The 19814-nt window shown below is 46.5% G+C and carries 23 protein-coding genes; 18 read left to right on the top strand and 5 right to left on the bottom strand.

Going from position 1 to position 19814, the window contains the following annotated elements; genetic code table 11:
- Positions 1–13: 13 nt before the first annotated feature.
- Together HY200_08055 and HY200_08050 are read right to left on the bottom strand one after the other, a co-directional pair.
- Positions 14–640: a hypothetical protein gene (locus HY200_08055; GenBank protein ID MBI3594898.1), complete on the bottom strand. Its 627-nt coding sequence runs from the start codon at positions 638–640 to the stop codon at positions 14–16.
- Positions 630–1085, bottom strand: coding sequence for a bifunctional nuclease family protein (locus tag HY200_08050; protein MBI3594897.1), 456 nt, complete (start codon positions 1083–1085; stop codon positions 630–632). The genes HY200_08055 and HY200_08050 overlap by 11 nt, the downstream gene beginning before the upstream one ends.
- 187 nt (positions 1086–1272) lie before the next feature.
- Here HY200_08050 and ccsB point away from each other — a divergent pair, with 187 nt between their 5' ends.
- The 10 genes from ccsB to folP all read left to right on the top strand — a co-directional run bounded on the left by ccsB (position 1273) and on the right by folP (position 12833).
- Complete coding sequence (gene ccsB / locus HY200_08045; protein MBI3594896.1) at positions 1273–2088, top strand: c-type cytochrome biogenesis protein CcsB; 816 nt, start codon at positions 1273–1275, stop codon at positions 2086–2088.
- An 18-nt stretch (positions 2089–2106) separates the two neighbouring features.
- Positions 2107–3498, top strand: a complete 1392-nt coding sequence (locus HY200_08040; protein MBI3594895.1) for a glutamyl-tRNA reductase — start codon at positions 2107–2109, stop codon at positions 3496–3498.
- Between the two features lie 54 nt (positions 3499–3552).
- Entirely contained in the window at positions 3553–4476 is a 924-nt protein-coding gene (gene hemC / locus HY200_08035; protein ID MBI3594894.1) for a hydroxymethylbilane synthase, read from the top strand.
- Positions 4477–4481: 5 nt separating this feature from the next.
- Entirely contained in the window at positions 4482–5996 is a 1515-nt protein-coding gene (gene cobA / locus HY200_08030) for a uroporphyrinogen-III C-methyltransferase (protein ID MBI3594893.1), read from the top strand.
- A gap of 11 nt (positions 5997–6007) precedes the next feature.
- Positions 6008–6982 carry a porphobilinogen synthase gene (gene hemB, locus HY200_08025; GenBank protein MBI3594892.1) on the top strand — a complete coding sequence of 325 codons (975 nt, stop codon included), beginning with the start codon at positions 6008–6010 and terminating at the stop codon, positions 6980–6982.
- Positions 6979–7911: a bifunctional riboflavin kinase/FAD synthetase gene (locus HY200_08020; GenBank protein ID MBI3594891.1), complete on the top strand. Its 933-nt coding sequence runs from the start codon at positions 6979–6981 to the stop codon at positions 7909–7911. Before hemB ends, HY200_08020 begins: the two co-directional genes overlap by 4 nt.
- 24 nt (positions 7912–7935) lie before the next feature.
- On the top strand, positions 7936–9294 hold the full coding sequence (gene tilS / locus HY200_08015) for a tRNA lysidine(34) synthetase TilS (GenBank protein MBI3594890.1): 1359 nt from the start codon (positions 7936–7938) through the stop codon (positions 9292–9294).
- Positions 9295–9374: 80 nt separating this feature from the next.
- On the top strand, positions 9375–9911 hold the full coding sequence (hpt, locus tag HY200_08010) for a hypoxanthine phosphoribosyltransferase (protein MBI3594889.1): 537 nt from the start codon (positions 9375–9377) through the stop codon (positions 9909–9911).
- A gap of 169 nt (positions 9912–10080) precedes the next feature.
- Entirely contained in the window at positions 10081–11886 is a 1806-nt protein-coding gene (locus tag HY200_08005) for an ATP-dependent metallopeptidase FtsH/Yme1/Tma family protein (GenBank protein ID MBI3594888.1), read from the top strand.
- A gap of 80 nt (positions 11887–11966) precedes the next feature.
- Positions 11967–12833, top strand: coding sequence for a dihydropteroate synthase (folP, locus tag HY200_08000; protein ID MBI3594887.1), 867 nt, complete (start codon positions 11967–11969; stop codon positions 12831–12833).
- Here the strand turns inward: folP and HY200_07995 are convergent.
- Positions 12830–13390, bottom strand: a complete 561-nt coding sequence (locus tag HY200_07995) for a ribonuclease H-like domain-containing protein (protein ID MBI3594886.1) — start codon at positions 13388–13390, stop codon at positions 12830–12832. The two genes, folP and HY200_07995, sit on opposite strands and share 4 nt — an antisense overlap.
- Positions 13391–13533: 143 nt before the next feature.
- On the bottom strand, positions 13534–14283 hold the full coding sequence (locus HY200_07990) for a hypothetical protein (GenBank protein ID MBI3594885.1): 750 nt from the start codon (positions 14281–14283) through the stop codon (positions 13534–13536).
- Between the two features lie 155 nt (positions 14284–14438).
- On the opposite strand from HY200_07990, the gene HY200_07985 reads away from it, so the two are divergent.
- Genes HY200_07985 through HY200_07975 form a run of 3 tightly spaced genes read left to right on the top strand, consistent with a single transcriptional unit; the run spans position 14439 to position 16404 of the window.
- Positions 14439–15245: a hypothetical protein gene (locus HY200_07985; protein ID MBI3594884.1), complete on the top strand. Its 807-nt coding sequence runs from the start codon at positions 14439–14441 to the stop codon at positions 15243–15245.
- Positions 15245–15808 (top strand): cob(I)yrinic acid a,c-diamide adenosyltransferase, encoded by a 564-nt coding sequence (gene cobO / locus HY200_07980; GenBank protein ID MBI3594883.1) that lies wholly within the window; start codon positions 15245–15247, stop codon positions 15806–15808. Before HY200_07985 ends, cobO begins: the two co-directional genes overlap by 1 nt.
- Entirely contained in the window at positions 15808–16404 is a 597-nt protein-coding gene (locus tag HY200_07975; GenBank protein MBI3594882.1) for a hypothetical protein, read from the top strand. The genes cobO and HY200_07975 overlap by 1 nt, the downstream gene beginning before the upstream one ends.
- A 190-nt stretch (positions 16405–16594) precedes the next feature.
- Here the strand turns inward: HY200_07975 and HY200_07970 are convergent, their stop codons facing one another.
- Positions 16595–17449, bottom strand: coding sequence for a hypothetical protein (locus HY200_07970; protein MBI3594881.1), 855 nt, complete (start codon positions 17447–17449; stop codon positions 16595–16597).
- 165 nt (positions 17450–17614) lie between these two features.
- Here HY200_07970 and HY200_07965 point away from each other — a divergent pair, with 165 nt between their 5' ends.
- The 5 genes from HY200_07965 to HY200_07945 form a co-directional block, all read left to right on the top strand.
- Positions 17615–17914, top strand: a complete 300-nt coding sequence (locus tag HY200_07965; protein ID MBI3594880.1) for a 2-nitropropane dioxygenase — start codon at positions 17615–17617, stop codon at positions 17912–17914.
- Positions 17915–17940: 26 nt separating this feature from the next.
- The gene (locus HY200_07960) at positions 17941–18519 is read left to right on the top strand and encodes a 4a-hydroxytetrahydrobiopterin dehydratase (GenBank protein ID MBI3594879.1); all 579 of its coding nucleotides are present in this window, start codon (positions 17941–17943) and stop codon (positions 18517–18519) included.
- Between the two features lie 98 nt (positions 18520–18617).
- On the top strand, positions 18618–19130 hold the full coding sequence (locus tag HY200_07955; protein ID MBI3594878.1) for a tetratricopeptide repeat protein: 513 nt from the start codon (positions 18618–18620) through the stop codon (positions 19128–19130).
- Positions 19127–19375: a YHS domain-containing protein gene (locus HY200_07950; GenBank protein ID MBI3594877.1), complete on the top strand. Its 249-nt coding sequence runs from the start codon at positions 19127–19129 to the stop codon at positions 19373–19375. Before HY200_07955 ends, HY200_07950 begins: the two co-directional genes overlap by 4 nt.
- Positions 19368–19814 (top strand): (Fe-S)-binding protein (locus tag HY200_07945; GenBank protein ID MBI3594876.1); only part of this gene is annotated, 447 nt, incomplete at its 3' end. The genes HY200_07950 and HY200_07945, both read left to right, overlap by 8 nt.

The raw sequence follows: 19814 nt of genomic DNA, 5'->3' as shown, positions 1-19814 counted from the left end.
TCCTGACAGCCGGCTAAGGGATTTTTTTGATGAGGTCGATGGAGGCCACCTCCATGACTTTTTCAAATGGCGCAGCCGTTTGCGGAAAGATCAGTATGACATATCCTCGAGACTCTTCACTCGCTTCCCAGACAATTTCACCCACTTCGATATCCCAAATTTGGGCTCTGATCTTGAGTTGTGTGGCTCCTTCGGAAATTCGAGTATCCGATAATTCAGGAATCATCAGAAATCTTTTACCTATTGCCCTTCCCACCTTTCGGATGAGAAGCTCACGGGGAACTTCTTTCTGCAAGTCCATCTGGGTCAGCTGTAAATAGGCTTCGTAAACTCCAGATTCTTTTGAAAGTTTAGCTGCTTCTGACGGTTCAATCAGAGCAATATCTTTTTCAATTCCCTTGAGATTTTTCAGGTAAATGGACTGGGCGGTTTTGATATAGAGTTCCTGCTCATATCGAAAGCTCATAGGAAGTACCGCTAGGCCTTCGTGGACCAATTGGTCATGAGAAAGGGTCAGCTTCTTATAATTCAGGGAATAATTGTGGTCTATCGAAGCACAGCCGTTAAAAAAAAAGAGAGCCAGGAGAGTAGTCAGAAAGCTGTGTGAGGAAAAGAGGCCCTGTTTTTGACTAAGCGTCATATTTTCCAAAGTCTTCCGGTCGAATATTGTCCAGCCAGCGATCTAATTCTTCGGCACTATGTTTTTTTAACACTTCTTCGCTGGTGAAAATGGGGGCTTCGGTCTTAAGACAGAGGGCGATGGAGTCGCTCGGTCTCGCGTCGATGGTATATTCTGAATCCTTAAACATTAAATGAAGCTTTGAAAAATAAGTGTTTTCCTTGAGATCTGTAATGACACAGCTAATAACGGTTGCATTGAGCGTGTCCAGTATATTCTTGATTAAATCATGGGTGAGCGGTCGGGCAGATAGAGCGCCTTCAAGAGCGAGACTAATTGCGTTGGCTTCAGCTTTCCCTACCCAGATTGGAAGAATTTCACTGTTATTTTCATCCCTTAGAATTACAATATAAGAGTTGTTCAGAGGATCAAACATCATGCCTCTTATTTTCATCTGAATTAACATGACCTTCCAAAAAGATGAGTAAATTCAAAGATAAATACTACTCTTTTCGACAGCGACAAGTCAATCTCTAAACTTTAAGTGCTTGACATAATTTCGGTTTCATTTCTATAATAAAATGATAGTTTATCGAGGGTTACAGCTGTCCTGATCATGATGAACTCAAGTTAGGGGTCATAAGAGCGAAGCGATGAATATCTTCTTCTTTAAAATTACCATCCTGATTTATTTTGTCGGAACGGTATTTTATCTCTTCTACTTTTCCAGCAAAAAAGACTCGTTCTCCAAATTCGCACTGGGAGTCACGGCAGCGGGCTTTCTTTTTCATACGATCGCTCTCCTGCTTAGGACGGTTGAATCGGGACATCTTCCGTTGTCCAATCTGCCCGAAATGCTCTCCTTTTTTTCATGGGCCATGATCCTGACTTACCTGGTTCTGGAAGTGAGATACCGGATTCATATCCTAGGATCGTTCATTCTGCCCCTGGCTTTTCTTTTCCTGGCATCTGCCGCAGCGTTTCCGCATGAAATCCGGACACTTCAGCCTGACCTGAACAGTTCCTGGTTTGGTATTCATACGACACTTTCTGTGTTGGGGGGGGTGGCCTTTACAATCGCTTTTGTTGCCGGATTGATGTATTTGATTCAGGAAAGACTCCTTAAATCAAAGCGATTCAGCATACTGTATTACAAACTCCCGTCACTGGACCTGCTTGATCAATTGAATCAATGGGCGATTTCTGCAGGCTTTCCTCTCTTAACGCTCGGAATCTTGGCAGGAGCGATCTGGGCGAGTGATGTCTGGGGCTCCTATTGGGTCTGGGACCCGCAGAGGATTTTTACTTTGATTACCTGGTTATTTTATCTTGGGATGATTCATGGAAGATTGACCATCGGCTGGAGAGCCAGGAAGGCCGCCTATTTGGCAATCATTGGTTTTATGGGCGTTGTGTTCACTTTCTTCCTGGTCAATATTCTGGCAAAGGGACCGCACAGGTTTATCTAGTCGCTAAAAATGAATAATATGAATATCGTTCTTGTAGGCCTGAATCACAAAACCGCTCCCGTTGAAATCAGAGAGAAATTTTCCTTTCCCGAATCATTGCTCGGAAAATATCTCTCTCAGCTGGTCGCTTCTCCCCTGGTTTCAGAAGGACTCATTCTCTCGACCTGCAACCGGGTCGAAATTTGTACGACCACGGAGAATGTTCCTGAAACTTTCGACTTTCTGAGCCGGTTTCTTTTCGAAAGCTCAAGAGAAAATCCTGCCATCCCGTTTTCACAATTCACCCGGCATCTCTATTTTTATTCATCGGAAGACGCGATCAGCCATATCTTCCGGGTTTCTTCCAGCCTCGACTCGATGGTGGTCGGAGAGCCTCAGATTTCAGGGCAGTTGAAGGAAGCATTTGATTACGCGATGATCAATAAGTCGACGGGGGTGATTCTAAACAAGCTCTTCAAAAAAGCGATTTCCGTAGCGAAACGTGTTCGAACGCAGACCAAGATCTCGGAAAATGCGGTCTCGGTCAGCTACGCTGCAGTAGGATTGGCCAGGAAAATATTTGGAGATTTAAGCGGAAAAACAGTTCTGCTGGTCGGTGCAGGCGAAATGAGCGAGCTCGCCGCCCGGCACCTGGTGAACAATGGGGTCAAGACGGTCATGGTCACAAATAGGAATTACCAGAGAGCCGTGGAATTGGCCAGGGAATTCAATGGGGTGTCGGTCAAATTCGATGATCTTAAAGCGGACCTGGCCGAAGCCGATATTGTGATCTGTTCAACCGGAGCGCCCTATTTCCTCATTGACCGAGAAATGGTTGAGCACGCCATATCTCGAAGAAAGAATCGGCCTATTTTCTTGGTCGACATTTCAGTGCCGCGGAATATTGATCCAAAGGTCAACAGCCTGGATAACGTATTTCTCTATGATATTGATGACCTGCAGTCCGTGGTCGAAGCGAATCTGAAAGAGAGAATGAAAGAGGCGGAAAAAGCCGAATTGATTATCTCAGAAGAAGTTGAAACGATGGATCGATGGCTAAAATCCCTGAATGTGGTACCAACGATTATTGCGATTCGGGAGAAAGTGGAGTCGATCCGAAAAACGGAAGTCGACAAGACCATTGCGAAATGGGGAAGGGAAATTTCTCAGGATGAGATCAGCGCCATTGAAACCCTTTCCCAGAATATTATTAATAAAATTCTTCATTTCCCCCTTTCCGTGTTGAAATCCGAGGCACATCAGTCCCATGGACAGCAGGTCATCCAAACCACGCGTAAATTGTTTGATCTTGAAGCGGAGGAAAATCAAATCCTGTCCGATTCAGGAGTCGACCTGCCTCACCCGGACGCGTCCCCGGAGTCCCAGGAAAATCCCCTCTCCCGCGCCAGAGAATCGCAGGATAATAAATAATTTAATTTTTTATAACCATTTTTTGATATCTTATTCCGTGAGAAAGGCGAGTGAATGAGGGATGCAATCTGGATCGGCACACGCGGAAGCAAACTGGCATTATGGCAAGCCCATTGGATCAAATCGGGCATAGAAAAAAATCACCCCGGTCTGCAGGTGCATCTTAAGGTGATTCACACATCCGGAGACAAGATCCTCGATGTTCCGCTTGCCCAGGTGGGCGGAAAAGGGCTTTTTGTCAAGGAGATCGAGGAGGAACTGCTGGAAGATGAAATAGACCTGGCGGTTCATAGCATGAAAGATGTCCCATCAGATCTTCCGGATGGGCTCCATCTTGCATTTTATACGAGCCAGGATGATCCCAGGGATGTCCTGGTCAGTCAGGACAAGATTGGATTTCTTGAGCTTCCAAGAGGGGGAAAAGTGGGAACATCCAGTCTCCGTAGGCAGGCGCAATTACTCTCAGCGAGGCCCGACCTTCAGATTCGATCCATTCGAGGGAATGTTGAGACCCGGTTGAGAAAGCTGGAGGAAGAAAACCTGGATGCGGTGATCATGGCAGCCGCTGGATTGAAACGTCTTGGTTTCGAAGATAGAATTACGGAATATCTTGATCCGGAAATCTCTCTTCCTGCGGTCGGACAGGGTGTTCTGGGAGTAGAATTGAGGAAGGATGATCTCTTTCTTCACAAGATACTGGCGTTTCTTGAAGAGCCCGAGACCCGAATTAGAATGCGGGCCGAGCGGAGCTTTCTAAAACGGCTGGAAGGTGGATGTCAGGTGCCCATTGGGGCACTTGCCCGGGTAGCGGACGGGGGAATCGTTTTGAAGGGGATGGTGTCGAGTTTAGACGGACAGGCGATGATCCGCGAATCGATTCAGGGTGCGGAAGGGGAAGCCGAAGAGCTGGGACTGGCGCTTGCCGACAGAATTCTTTCCCTGGGTGGACGCGAGATCTTAGAAGAGGTTTATCAGTAGAAAAGATGACACGGGGAAAAGTTTACTTGGTGGGAGCGGGTCCGGGAGACCCAAAACTGCTGACGTTAAAGGGGAAAGAATGTCTGGAAGAGGCCGATGTGATATTTTATGATTCCCTCGTCAATCCGGACATTCTGGATTTTTCAAAAACCGGGACGGAAAAGATCTTTGTCGGAAAGAAGGGAGACGGCTCCTTTCAGCAGGCCGAAATTAATGCGCGGGTTATTCAGAAAGCGATGGAAGGGAAAACGGTCGTCCGACTTAAAGGGGGAGATCCGTTTATCTTTGGAAGAGGAGGTGAAGAAGCCGAGGCGCTGGTTGAAGAAGGGCTCCCGTTTGAAGTCGTTCCCGGAATTACTTCTGCGATCGCGGTGCCGGCCTATGCCGGAATTCCGCTCACGCATAGGGGGTTGAGCTCCAGCGTTGCGTTTATTACCGCACATGAAGATCCATCCAAACTGGAGTCCTCAATAGACTGGTCCAGGATTTCTACCGGAATCGGCACGCTGGTTTTTTTCATGGGTCTGGGAAATCTGAAAACAATTGTCAAACAGCTGATCAAAAACGGGAGAAGCCCCGACACGCCGATTGCCCTGATCAGGTGGGGGACCCGGTATGATCAAAAATCGGTCATAGGCACATTATCGAATATTCTGAAAAAGAGCGACGAAAACGAGCTTGAACCCCCTGTACTGATACTGGTTGGTGAAGTGATTCAATTAAGAGAGAAACTCAACTGGTTTGAAAAAAGACCTCTGTTCGGAAAGAAAATATTAATTACCCGTTCCAAGGAACAGTCCAAAGATTTTTCGGATCTCCTCTTCTATTACGGGGCGGAGCCCGTTATTTTTCCGACCATTTCTCTTGTTCCGCCAGAGAGCTGGGAAGAAATGGATCTGGCAATCAGATCGCTCGAGAAATACGACTGGATCCTTTTTTCAAGCGTCAACGGCGTTCACTTCTTTATGAGTCGATTGAAAGTCCTGGGAAAAGATATCCGGGTTCTTCACCGTATCAAGATTTGCGCGGTCGGTTCTTCCACTGCAGAAGATCTGCTGAAATATGGAATTCAATGTGACCTGGTTCCCGCTTCGTTTCAGGGAGAAAGTGTGGTGGAGGCGTTCCAGGAGATGGACATCAAAGGCCTTTCATTCCTTATACCCAGGGCAAAAGAGGCGAGAGAAGTCATTCCAGAATCTCTCAGAAAAATGGGAGCTAAAGTGGATTTGGTTACGGCTTATAAAAATATCAGGCCACATGACAATATCGATCGAATCAAAAGGCTGTTAATTGACAATAAAATTGCAGTCCTCACTTTTACGAGTTCTTCGACCGTCAAGAACTTTTTAGATTTGTTTCAGTCCAGGGAACTTAAAAACATTTTTAATAATACCAAGATAGCAAGTATCGGACCGATCACTTCCCAAACGCTTCGGGAGGCGGGTTTCGCAGTCGATATTCAGCCTCAAGAGCATACGATCAAGGCATTAACAGATGCGATTCTGGAATATTATAAATAACAGGAAAGAAAATGACTTACCCCGTACATCGTCCAAGACGACTCAGAAAAAGCGAAGAGATTCGCGTTTTGGTAAAAGAGACTCGCCTGGAACCCGATCAGTTTATTTATCCATTATTTGTGACTTACGGTAAAGCGATCCGTTCCGGAATCTCGTCTATGCCGGGACACTATCGCTTTTCAGTCGACCAGATTTTGCCTGAAATAGAGGAAATTATTTCATTGGGAGTCCGGTCGGTCATCTTGTTCGGTATCCCCGAAAAGAAGGACGATTTCGGAAGTGAAGCTTACAATCCGAACGGAATCGTACAAACCGCCGTCAGGAAGATTAAACAGAAATTTCCTCAGTTGCTCGTGATAACCGATGTCTGTATCGACGAATATACCTCCCACGGGCATTGCGGAGTCGTCCTCAATGGAGAAATTCAAAATGACGAGACTCTGCCGCTTCTGGCCAAAATGGCATTAACGCATGTTGAGTCGGGAGCCGACATGGTGGCTCCGTCGGATATGATGGATGGCCGCATTGGATTCATTCGGAAATTTCTCGACCAGGCCGGTAAGACCGGAACCCCTATTCTGGCCTACTCCGCGAAATATGCGTCCTGTTTTTACGGACCCTTTCGGGAGGCGGCTCAATCCGCTCCTTCCTTTGGAGACCGTAAGACTTACCAAATGGACCCGGCCAACAGCCGGGAGGCTTTAAGGGAGGTGGCTTTCGATATTAAAGAGGGAGCCGATATCATCATGGTCAAACCGGCGATGCCCTATCTTGATATTATTTATCAGATCAAGAAAAAGTTTGAGGTTCCCGTCGCGGCCTATCAGGTGAGCGGTGAGTATGCCATGATTAAGGCGGCTGAAAAAGAAGGATGGATCGACGGAAAGGCGGCCATGCTGGAATCGCTCGTTTCGATCAAGAGGGCCGGAGCAGATATGATCCTGACCTATTTTGCAAAAGACGCTGCCCGAATTCTGAATCGATGACCCCGGAATTTCTCAAAACAATCCGGGGCGAAATAACCTACCCTTATCCAGTACTCGGGCTGGGCAATTTTGACGGGCTCCATATCGGACACCAGAGTATTCTGAAAAGGGTCGTTCAAAAAGCAGAAGAAAGAAACGGGACGGCCATGGCCTTCACATTTGACCCTCATCCGGTCAAAGTTCTCTTTCCGGAACGTGCACTTGAACTTCTCTGTACCACCAGGGAAAAGATCGAGCTGATTGAAAAATGTGGAATCAGCACGATTTTCTGCATTGAATTCACAAAGGAGTTTTCTTTTCAGACTCCCCGTGATTTTGTGAAGACTTTTTTAGTTAATGGTCTGAAGGTTCGGGAGGTCATGGTAGGAAAAAATTACGGATTTGGTCAGGGTAGGAGCGGAAATGTAGATATGCTCCAATCTTTCGGCGCTGAATTCGGGTTTCATGTTGAGATCATTCCTCCCGTGGTTCTGAAGGGCCAAATGGTTAGCTCCTCCTTAATCCGGAATTTCTTGCTTGAAGGAAAAGTACAGGAAGCGAACAGGTTGTTGGGACGGCCCTATCAGATTGAAGGAACCGTTGTGGCGGGAGAGGGTCGGGGAAGAAAGCTTGGATTTCCAACTGCCAATATTCTGCCTGGAGATAAGCTCATTCCGGGAAACGGGGTTTATGCAGTCCGGGCCGAAAAGAAAAGCGAAACTTTTTCAGGAATCGTCTATATTGGAACACAGCCGACATTTGAAAATGCGCTGCGCCAGATCGAGGTTCATCTCTTTAAGAATGGCGGGACCTTATACGGCGAAGAGTTAAAAGTTGATTTCTACGGGAAAGTGAGAAACGAAATGAAATTTCCCGACCGGGAAGCATTGATTCAGCAGATTACCCGGGACATTGTTAAAGCGAAAGAAATTCTGAACCAACCCAATTAGGTGTTAACTCAACTTAAAGAAAATTTGGAATTGCTCGGTGTAAGTCCGAATGACCGCCTCCTTGTTGCGGTATCAGGCGGCGCTGACTCCAGCTTTCTGCTGCATCTTCTTTTTCAGATCTCCGACAGCTATCCTTTCCAGCTTCACGTGGCCCATCTAAACCATGCCCTTCGCGGAAAAGATTCCGATGAAGACGCCCGGTTTGTCCGTCGGATGGCTGACGCCATGAAAATACCCTCTACCGTCGCTAAGAAGGAGATCGCCTCTCTGGCCAAATTGCAGAAAAGATCGATGCAGGATGCGGCGCGGAAAGTGAGATATGAATTCCTTGAAGATATCGCCAGCCGTTATCAATGTCATTGGATTGTCACAGGTCACCATGCAGACGACCAGGCCGAAACTTTTTTGATGAGGCTCATTCGGGGTGCCGGTAGTTCAGGGCTGACCTCCATTCCGAAGAAACGGGGAAAGATTATACGACCGATTCTTCATGTGACCCGGACAGAGATCATAGATTATCTGCGGCTGAACAAAATGAGTTTTCGGGAAGATTATTCAAACGATCTGCCCATCTATTTTAGAAATCAGGTTCGTCATGAACTCCTTCCCTTACTTAAGCGGTATAATCCAAATATTGTGAAAGTGCTGGGCGATGAAATGAATATCTTGCAGGAAGAAAAGCAGGTTTTTGAGGAAAGGATTCACCTGGAAATGCCGGCCGTGGTCCGGTTTTCTGATTCAAAAAAGAAGATATTGAGAATTTCGTCTTTTATGAGTCTCTCCCGGGCGATACAGAGAGGGATATTGAGGTCTCTCTTGTATCAACTCAAAGGAAATCTGGACCATCTCCAGTTTAAACATATTGAACAGATCATCCGCCTGGCAAAAGAAGGGAAAAACGGGAAACAGATCGATCTTCCGGCGGGGATCCAGGTTTTTAAACAGGACGCCGAACTGGAATTCGCTTTTGAGAGAATTCCTGACTCGAGCGAAAAATTTGATTTTCTTTTACCTGTTCCCGGGGAGATTTCCAGACCGGAACTCCAAATAACGCTTCGCACTCTTTTGAAAAGAGGGCCGCTTTCAGGACCGCCGAAAGCGAATGAAATCTGGTTTGACTATGATCGCATCACGCACCCGTTAAAACTGAGATGCCGTCGTCCTGGAGATCTGATTTATACCGAGCGTTTGAAAGGAAAGAAGAAGAAACTTCAGGACCTTTTTGTGGACCTGAAAATATCCAGACCGATCAGGGATCGGATACCCTTATTGGCGGGTCCAGACCGGATTTTATGGGTGGTCGGAATTGAGAGGGATTACAAATCGCTTGTGAATCTGGAAACGCAATCCATTCTGTCAATTGAGTCATTTTACCCGGCATAAATTGGCTTGCTTTTTTACTAAAAATATGAAAAAAACTTAAGAGAGCTCCCCACGGTCCTACTCTTTCGAAAGGAAATTGAATGGCTGTAAAGATTTTCGGAAAACCGCTCATTACGCAGGAGGCGGTTCAAAAAAGAATTAAAGAATTAGGCAATAAAATAGCCAAAGATTATTCGGGCAAAGAACTCTATCTCATCGGAATACTGAAAGGCGCCTACGCGTTTTATGCCGATTTGTCCAGAGCCATTTCACTCCCGCTCCAGGTCGGATTTATTATCGTTTCCAGTTACCAGGGGGCGACCCATTCCTCCGGGAAAGTCAAAATTCTGTCTGACATTCCGGATGATATCAAGGGAAAGGATGTTTTGCTGGTAGAAGATATCATCGATTCCGGACTGACACTTCAATATCTCAAGAAGCAGATCAAGACCAAAAAGCCGAATTCTCTGAAAGTATGTGTTCTTTTGAATAAAATCGAGGGAAGGCAGGTTGAAGTGGATCTCGATTATGCTGGATTTGAAATACCGGACAAGTTTATCGTTGGTTATGGTCTGGATTTTGACAATAAATATCGAAACCTTCCTTATATGGCCGTGCTTGAAAACTTTAATGAGTAATTATTACTAAAAAATAAATATTATTGTTGTTTAAGATTAAACTGTGATAGACTGACCCACCTGTCATATAATGTAATGGCTAAAAGAACATGAGTTTCTCGCAGCCGTTTTCCGATCGATCATGATTCTGTTTGAGACAGGACGGACTCCCAAACAACTGGAGATTTAAATGAAACCGCGCTTTAAGAATTTAGCCCTTTGGTTGGTCATAGGGTTATTTATGATCCTTCTGTTTAATCTATTCAACGTACCGACTCGTCCCGGGGAAGAAGAACTGATATTCAGCGATTTTATGGCCCGGGTTGAAAAAGGAGATGTTTCGGAGATTATTATCAAAGAGAATCATCTTTCCGGTGTTCTGAAGGACGGGGTTAAGTTCAAAACCTATACGGCAAACTATCCGGAACTGATTAAGTCGCTCCGTGACAAAAATGTCAAAATAACGGTGAAACCTCCTGATGAAAACCCGTGGTATATCACGTTTCTCATCACCTGGGGTCCTTTTGTCTTCTTTCTTGCGCTCTGGATTTTCTTCATGAGACAAATGCAGATGGGCGGAAACAAGGCCCTGTCGTTTGGGAAGAGCCGCGCCCGTCTCTTGTCGGAAGATAAGAAAAAAGTCACCTTTGCCGATGTGGCCGGTGTCGACGAAGCGAAAGACGAAGTGGTCGAAATTATCGAGTTCTTAAAAGACCCCCCAAAGTTTCAAAAATTAGGAGGGCGGATCCCAAAAGGGGTTCTTATCGTCGGTCCTCCCGGTACAGGAAAAACGCTTCTGGCGAAAGCGATCGCAGGAGAAGCGGGCGTTCCTTTTTTCAGTATCAGCGGTTCTGATTTTGTAGAAATGTTTGTGGGAGTAGGAGCCTCGCGCGTGCGCGATCTCTTTGAACAGGGGAAAAAGCAGGCGCCTTGTATTATTTTTATTGATGAAATTGATGCCGTAGGTCGACATCGGGGCGCAGGTTTAGGAGGCGGACACGATGAGCGGGAGCAAACCCTGAACCAGCTTCTTGTCGAAATGGACGGCTTTGAAACAGCCGAAGGAGTCATTTTAATTGCGGCCACAAATCGTCCGGATGTTTTGGATCCGGCCCTGCTTCGGCCCGGAAGGTTTGATCGCCAGGTGGTGGTCCCGCGTCCCGACTTTAAAGGGAGAGCTGAAATACTTAAAGTCCATACGAAGAAGATACCGCTCGATTCCAATGTGGATCTCAATATCATTGCAAGAGGAACCCCCGGATTTGCCGGTGCCGACCTTGAAAATCTGGTGAACGAAGCGGCCCTTTTGGCTGCAAGGAAAAATAAAAAAGTAGTGGAAATGATCGATTTTGAATTTGCCAAGGATAAAGTCCTGATGGGGGTTGAACGGAAGAGCATCATGATTAATGATGTTGAAAAAAAGACCACGGCCTATCATGAAGCGGGCCACACCCTTGTCGCCAAAATATTGCCCGGGACGGACCCCGTGCACAAAGTGACCATTATTCCTCGCGGCAGGGCGCTTGGTTTAACCATGCAGCTTCCGACGGATGACCGTTATACCTATGCGAAAGAGTTTCTCCTCAATAACATTGCGATCTTGATGGGAGGTAGGGTGGCGGAAGAAGTGGCCCTGCAGTTTGTGACGACCGGCGCCGGAAATGATATCGAAAGAGCCACTGATCTGGCGCGAAAAATGGTCTGTGAATGGGGAATGAGCGATAAACTCGGCCCGTTAACCTATGGCAGAAAAGAACAGGAAATCTTCCTGGGAAGGGAAATTTCACAGCATCGGGATTTTAGCGAATCAATCGCAATCGAGATTGACAACGAGGTCAGAAGGATTGTCAGCGAGAACTATGAGCGGGCAAGGCATATTATCAAGACCCATTTTAACGCATTAAAGGCGCTGGCCGAAGCCTTGCTGGAAAAAGAATCTCTGGATGCTCCTGAAATAGATAAGATAATTCAATCCGCGATGACGACGCCCGCTTAAATTTTCATCCGGGTGATATTAAGATCAAGGGTGTGTGTAGACGGGCCTCATGAGGGCCCGTTTTTTTTGACCTGGAAAGAATGGAAGACGCAAATCAAAAACAGGAACTCGTCTGCGGCCGGTTTAGAATTCAACTGGGACTGCAAACCAGGATCATGGGAATTCTCAATGTGACCCCTGACTCCTTTTCAGACGGAGGTCTCTATTTCAGCCGGGAAAAGGCAGCAGAGCGGGCACTTCAGATGGAAGAAGAGGGCGCTGACTTCATCGATATCGGAGGGGAATCGTCTAGACCAGGGGCTGCGTCGGTGAGCCTGGCGGAAGAACTTGAAAGGGTGATACCTGTTCTTGAAGCGGTTATTCCCAGACTAAAAATTCCGGTTTCAGTTGATACCTGTAAGACCGAAATGGCCCGGCGAGCGATTGAATGCGGGGCTGCGATGATCAATGACATTCGGGCTTTGGGCGAGCCCGGTATGATGGATCTCGTCGCCAGGCAGGGTGTTGCGGCAGTACTCATGCATATGAAGGGGACACCCGGAACGATGCAGGACGAACCCGAGTATCAGTCGGTTGTTCAGGAGGTTCTTCTTTTTCTTAAAGGGAGATTTGAGAGAGCGATTGAACGAGGTGTACGGCCGGAGCAGATTATCCTCGATCCCGGAATCGGTTTTGGAAAGTCTCTGTCACACAATCTGGAAATTCTTCGTTCTCTGGACCGGTTTCGGATGCTCAACAGACCGGTGATGATCGGAGTTTCTCACAAATCGTTTATTGGAAAAGTACTCGAACGTCCGATTGAAAAGCGCCTATTCGGTTCTCTGGCCGCGGCGGCTTGGGCCCAGTGGAAAGGGATTCATATTGTCAGGGTACATGACGTCAGAGCGACCAGGGATGTTCTCAAAATGATCAGGGCCATTCAGGATGAGAGGTATCCGATAGCCTAAAAAAGGGACTGCTGAGTTTCCATCTCCCATTTAACGGAGAAGCTGAGAATTCCCTTGCCCGATCGATCGGAATAATAGAGCTTTCCGTTTTTCTTGCCGTATTCATAGAGGTCCCGGGTTAACCGGACATCTTCCAGACAATATTTCTTAAGCTTGTCGATTTCCCCGCTCCTGAAATAACGTATCGCGTCCAATCCTTCGCCGATTTTGGATTGATTAAGAGTGGCTTTGGCAAGCGTGTCGAGGCTTAAGCGATGTCCGAGCGTTTTTTGAACTTCTTCGAGAATATCCAGGCTTCGAAGGTGATCGAGGCTCTTCTTAAAATAAGGTTCCAGAACAAGATAATCGAATCTTTTTGTATTGAAGCCAATAACCAGGTCGGCCGATTCCAGCATCGGAAGTAATAGATGAACCTCATTTTCAACGTAGCATTCGAAAACATTTTTTTGATAGGAGTAGAGACCGACGACGGAGACCAGGAGATCTCTGAAATTGCGTCCATTGACCTCCTCAAATGATTTTTGTGTCTCAAGGTCTAGTACAAGGATATCACCCATTTATTTTTCCTCTTTTAAAAGGTTGGTGAAAAAGTTCAACTGCTGCGTTCTCGAATTTCGACTGCCTCAATGTACAAACTAAGTAGGCCTGCGTCGTTTCGATTCTGTGGTCTGGCATTAAAATTTTTAGACCAACTTTAAGATCAATAGGATTGACGTCTTTCGCCATGTAACCCCTTTTTCTGCACCCAACGTGACCCGTCCGGAGAGAGGACCAGGACGTCAATCGGTCCTCCGACGTTTTTGGGTCGGGTCTGGAAACGCATCGTGTCAATGGTGGTTCGGACGGCGTATATGGAAAAATCGATGGCATCCTGAAGAGGGAGGGTGTCGAAAAGTATCGGCGGCTTGGGTATGTGAGTGACCCCGTCAGAGGTCATAAATTGACCCGGTTGAAGAAGATTGGCAATAATATCGCCCTGACCTCCCCAGCTGGTTCCATAAACCGTTTCTTTGGTTTCCGGATGGGTATTCAGGGGCTTAATTTCGTTTCTGGAAATCTGGCAATGTGTCACCTGGGCTTCGCTAATTTTCCCTTTTCTCTTGTATCCCGCCACATGAAACGCGGTGTCGGAGTTCGGAAAACGAGCTCGAAAATAGGTGACGAGCTTCTCCGGGACCGTTGCGACGTCGTCATCCGTTTCGAGCATCTCCTCGGTAAAACGCTTGATATGACTTTCAATCGTCAATTTTCCTAAAATCGATTCTCCAAAGGTGCTGATTCCGACCTGTTGTTGAGCCAGGTAAAATATTTTATAGACAAAATTCGAACGGATTGTTTCAATAAGTGAAATAGTTCCGTTCGGCATTTTATTTTCAATCGTGATAATCTGACGGCTGTCAGCCGCCATCACGATACCTTCCGGAACGTAAACCGTGATCACAAAAGACAATAGATCTCCTCAAAAAACGATAATCGAGCCACTCTAATATATTCCCTGGACTATGTCAAATCATCTCCTTGAAGCGGTTTTGCGGACAGAAGAGGCTCTTTTCGCGGAAGCCAGAATTGACACGAATGAAACGGATATGCTAGTTTTCGGTTTCTATGGATAAACTTTTTGATATCGGGTTTCTCATTTTAAGCCAGATTGCCGTGGGTGGAACATTCCTCATGAATCTTCTGGACATCAGGATTACAGGAAGGGTCCTTTTTCGGACAAACGGAATCCTGTTTCTTATCAGTATCATACTCGCACTCTTTTTCTTTTCTTTTAATCATCAGTTTTCTAAGACAGACCGAATCGGAATAGGGATCTGTTTTCTTCTCTATCTGGTTTTTCTGTTTCTGCATTTACTGACCCTCTGGCTTGGAGGAGAGTCTTTAGGAAAAGGGGCACTCTGGATTTCAAGTGCCGTAGGACTTATCGGATTAGTCTGGAGCGGAGTTGCCTATAGCCGTCCCTTGACGCCGGATAGTTTAACCTATCTTCTCCCGATCAATTTTTGTCTTTCAGCTCTTCTGATGGGTGCGGGTCTCGTAGGAATGAATCTGGGTCACTGCTACCTCACCAATATCCATCTCCCCATCTCGCCCTACAAAAGGCTCTCTTACCTTTTTCTCCTGTTTCTCCTGTTTCAGGCGCTGGTATCTCTGATCAGTCTCATACAACTCCGGGATATCGAATTGATCAAAAAGGCGATTTATCTGGAAAATATCGAAGGACTTTTTCTCTGGATCAGAATTCTGATTGGATTTCTTGCTCCGTTGGTCCTGATTTTTATGATTCTTCATACTGTTCGGATCCGGTCGACGCAATCCGCGACGGGGTTGATGTATGTGGCTATGATGATGGTAATCTCGGGAGAATTTTTTTCACGTTTCTTTCTCCTCGCAAGCCAGCGGTTGCTCTGATGCCGGAATCTCCCCAGACTCCTCCGCCGTCGGGCCGGCAAAAGAAAGACGGATTAATTATCGTTCATACCGGAAACGGGAAGGGAAAAACGACGGCGGCACTCGGGCTTGCTTTCAGGGCCGTGGGACAAAAAATGAAGGTTCTTATTGTTCAGTTTATCAAGGGAAAATGGAAGTATGGCGAGATGGAAACGGCAAAAAAGCTTGGAAATAATCCCGAGATCTATCCCATGGGTGAAGGATTTACCTGGGACACCCAAAATCGGGAACGCGATATGGAAAAAGCGAAGGAAGCCTTTGATTTTGGACTTCGCAAGGTTAAAGAAGAGCAGTACGACATGCTCATCTTTGATGAAATCAATTATGTCACATCCTACGGTTACCTTCCGGTAGAAGAGCTCCTCACATTTCTGAAAGCGAAACCTAGAAAACTGCATGTCGTCCTGACAGGGAGAGATGCCGATCCCCATGTCATTGAACTCGCGGATCTGGTGACGGAAATGAAGGAGATTAAACATCCCTACAAAAAAGGGATAAAAGCGCAAAAAGGGATTGAGTTTTGATGAAAGATATCAAAATATTCGTGACGGGATTCATGATATCGATGGCCCTGGTCACTGGCTGCAATCCATCGTCTAAAGAGGCCAAGCCCCCTCCTTTCACTTCTCAAGAGACTTCAAAATTGGAAACACTGACTCAGAGAGTGGAACACGATGGACTGATTCCGTTGTCGAAGTTGGACACGCCGATGATATTGAAAAAGGGAGAGGAAGCTTATTACGTGGTTACCGGAGTCGCTCTTTTTGAAGAAAAGATCTCGAGAAAATCTACGCGGGGAGAAGGAATTGGTTTAAGTATCCGTTTGATCAAAGGGGTCACGCTCCACCCGTCATTGTTTCAGAGCCATCCCGTGATCGGAAAGGAGATGATGAAAATTGATGAGGGTAAACTGGTCATTACCAATAAACGGATCGTGTTTATGGGAACCTCCAAAGATCTGGCCGCGGAGTATAAAAAGATTCTGGGTGTCACGCCAAACGCGGAAGGGTTTCAAATAGAACGCGAAGGGAGAAAGACCGAGGAGCTTCTAAAGATGACCGATCCGGTTACGCCGTTGGTCTACATCACTTACATCATTAATCATTTATCCGACTCGTAAAAACCGTCGGTACTAAAAAAAGGGCGGCCATCCGGCCGCCCTTTGAAATAATTTCCTGAAAATCAGGTTGATCAAAAAGCTCCAGTTGGAAGGCCGCAGTCCTGAAGACGATGGAAGCGTACGGTGGATGTACGTTGACGAGTCTGAGGGACGAGAACGAAGCAAATGGGCTTTTTCATCGACCTGCAAGCTAGAACTGATAGTTTGCCCGGAGCACAACCGGTGTCCCGATACCGGAAACTGAATCGTAAGGCCGACCGCTTCCTGAAAGCGAAGCGTAACTTAGAACCAGCCCATCAATTGTGACTTTGCTATTTGGAGTAAGGCGGCCACCCAGACCAACCACCAGAGCCGTAGACGAATTCCCGTTTGCCGTTTTCGTGGGATTGGCACTGGTGTCAAAACCAAGCTCGCAGATGAAAGATAATTTTGAGATTACCGGCATCAAAATGGCGCCATTGAGTTTCAAATCGGTCGTTGATTGATTGGTGCTTGTGCCGTTATCGAAGTAGTCCGAATCGATTGTAAACTCGCCATTGAGATTAACAATCATATTTTTCAAGTCTTTCGAAAAAGCATATCCAGCCGTGATATCAAAATCCCCTGTTTTGGCCGGATATCCCGGAGTGGTATTTGGAGAAGGCGAGACTCTGTTAAAGTTTATTCTTCCATAGGCGGCTCCCGGTCCCGCGATAAATTTATATCCCAGACTTCCTGTGCGAGTTGAACTTTCGGTTCCGTATCCTCCACCGACGCGCAATTCCCCGCCCCAGATCCCCATGTTAATCTGAAGGGTGGGGATATATCCCTGGGGGGCTCCGGATGAATAACCTGACTGATAGAACCCTGTTCCATCTAAAACCGACAGATCCACATTCACATCCCCATCCCTATTAATTCCTCCCATTTCCTGGGTAATGGTCCGGGACGGGCCGCTTATGGATTTCATATCGCCTGGCGACGGGCTCGTCGTGGTGGCAGCCATTGCGGAAAACGAAGTGGTGGAAAGCAAAAACAAAAATAGTGTTAAACGAACTTTTAGCATTCAATAATCCCCTATCTGTAGTTTTTAATATGGTTGAACCTTCTTTAACAAATGAGTTTTAAAATATCACACTATTGCGAATTGTCAATCAATTCGTGTATTTTGTGTTCTCGAAAATCTCGGACGTTTGCATTTGTGAGGATGATTCTTTATACTGAATTGATCATGGATGATGCCAAGATCGAGACCCAGTGCCCCACCTGTCAATCCCGTCTGATCGTTGATAAAACGACTGGCGCAGTTCTTTGGCATGAAGGAAAAAAGCCGGATAAAAGTTTCCCCTCCATCAATGAGATGATCCGGAATCTTGAAGTGCGAAAAAAAGAGGTTGAGGAGAAATTCTTGAGTGAAGGCCATGCGCTCAGGGAGAGGTCGAGAATTCTGGAAGAAAAGTTCAAGGAATCGATGAAACATCTTGACCCAAACGAGGAAATAAAACCGATTCGGCCGATCGACCTGGATTAGGCATCAGAACGGACGGGGTAATGAATATGGAAAAGATAAAGGGACTCGAGTCCTGGGACTTTATTGACCAGGGATTCAGGAAACAGTTTTTCAGGGGATCGTATCGTGCCGCGGTCTCATTTATGAACAAAATAGGTCGTTCTCATAAAGACGGGATTCCTCCTGATCTGGTGGTTGACAAGGATGGCCTCTGGGTCATTTTTCATCAAGAGGGAAATGAGGTCTTGCCGGAGCAAAGAGAGATGGCCCTTAAAATAGATATGGCTTACCGGGAGATTATAGACGAAGAGGACCCGCCATTGACGTATGTCGAAATCGCTGAACTGAAGCCGGGTCTTTCAGGTTGGACCTTTTCCGATCGCGCGTTACAGCGATTAATACCCGTAGACTCCTTCAAAACCGCGGTAGAATTTTCAAACCGGGTGGCCGCAATCGGGGTGGGATCAGGACATCTCCCTGACCTCGTCGTGACAGGCGGAAGCGTGTTAATCATCATCTCTGGCAGGTTTTCAAGCGGGATTACGGTTTCCGACATCAATCTCGCCAGACAGATTTCGGAAGTGGTTGAGAGGCTTGATCAAGGGCAAGGGATCAGAAATCGTTGACCGGCAAATCGACGACAACAAAGATGCCGTTCTTATTCTTTATCGCCATCGCTATCTTAATTTTTCCATTTTCAGGCTGCAAATCCGGAACGCCAGGCATGAGCAAGAATCAGGCTGTTTCGAATGCCAATCTTCCTCCCACCGAGAATGCGCCTGAAGAAGACCATCCCGGTACGGGTCCGATGGCAGAAATTTCTTCTTTCAAGGAGCGTTTGAAGAAGAACCCAAAAGATCTGGAAGCATTGATTTTTCTGGGAAATTCTAATTTTGATATCAAAAGGTATGAAAAAGCAAAAGAGCTTTATATTCAAGCCTTGATGATTGAACCCAAAAACTCGTCTGTCCGAACCGACCTGGCGACCTGTTTCAGAAATCTGGGAGAGTCGGACCAGGCGATCGTTGAACTGAAAACGGTACTTGCTTTGAACCCGGATCATCCTGCAGCGCTCTTTAATCTGGGTGTTATTTTGCTCGGAGACAAAGGCGACAAAAAGGAGGCGGTTGAAATGTGGCGGCGGCTTCTTAAGAAACATCCCGAAAGTCCGTTTACGCATGGTCTTTCTGAAAAGATTGCCCTGTTGATGCGGGAAGAAAAGGGGTCCCTCCAGTGAGATTTCTGATTCTAGGCGGCTGGATCGTTCTTATCTTACTTTTTATTTTGCCTCTCCTGGGTTCGCTATTCCGGAAATCCCCTTCGAGAAAAGATCAATTGGACAAGGGATCAGAATTGGCCCGGGATGAAGTCTGCGGAGTCTATATTCCAAAGGACCGGGCCGAAACCTTAGAGGCGAAAGGGAAGCTTTATTACTTTTGCGGTAAAGAATGTCAGACAAAATTTCTACAGGGGAATGGTTAAGATGTTTTTGGAAGGCGTTCCGAGATGGAAAGAGGAGTATGATAGTTGCGTCCGCTGCGGTGCTTGCCTCGCGGTCTGTCCGACTTATCAGTCGGAGCTGATTGAATCCTATGGCCCCCGCGGGAGAGTGGAACTTGCCGGGAATCTCCTGATGGGAGATTTTAAACCCACATCGTCCTTTATCGATCGTTTGACCTCTTGTATCGATTGCAAGGCCTGCGTCACGCATTGTCCGAGCGGCGTTGAACTGGATACCCTTTTTAATGCTGCAAAAGAAAAGATCGCGTTTTACAGAGGAATGGGTATTTTGAACCGGTGGATCGCTTCGGGCGTCGCATGGGGACGTCCGCTCTATCCGCTTCTGAAAGGGCTTGACTTATTAAGGAGAATATTTTATGAAACGATCCCAGTCGAGAGCGTGATTGGGAAACTCCTTCCC

Source organism: Nitrospirota bacterium, from assembly GCA_016194305.1.
In the GTDB taxonomy this organism is placed as follows: Bacteria; Nitrospirota; Nitrospiria; order JACQBW01; family JACQBW01; genus JACQBW01.
Note: the sequence above shows the minus strand (reverse complement) of the source record. Positions and strands in the feature narration are given on the sequence as shown.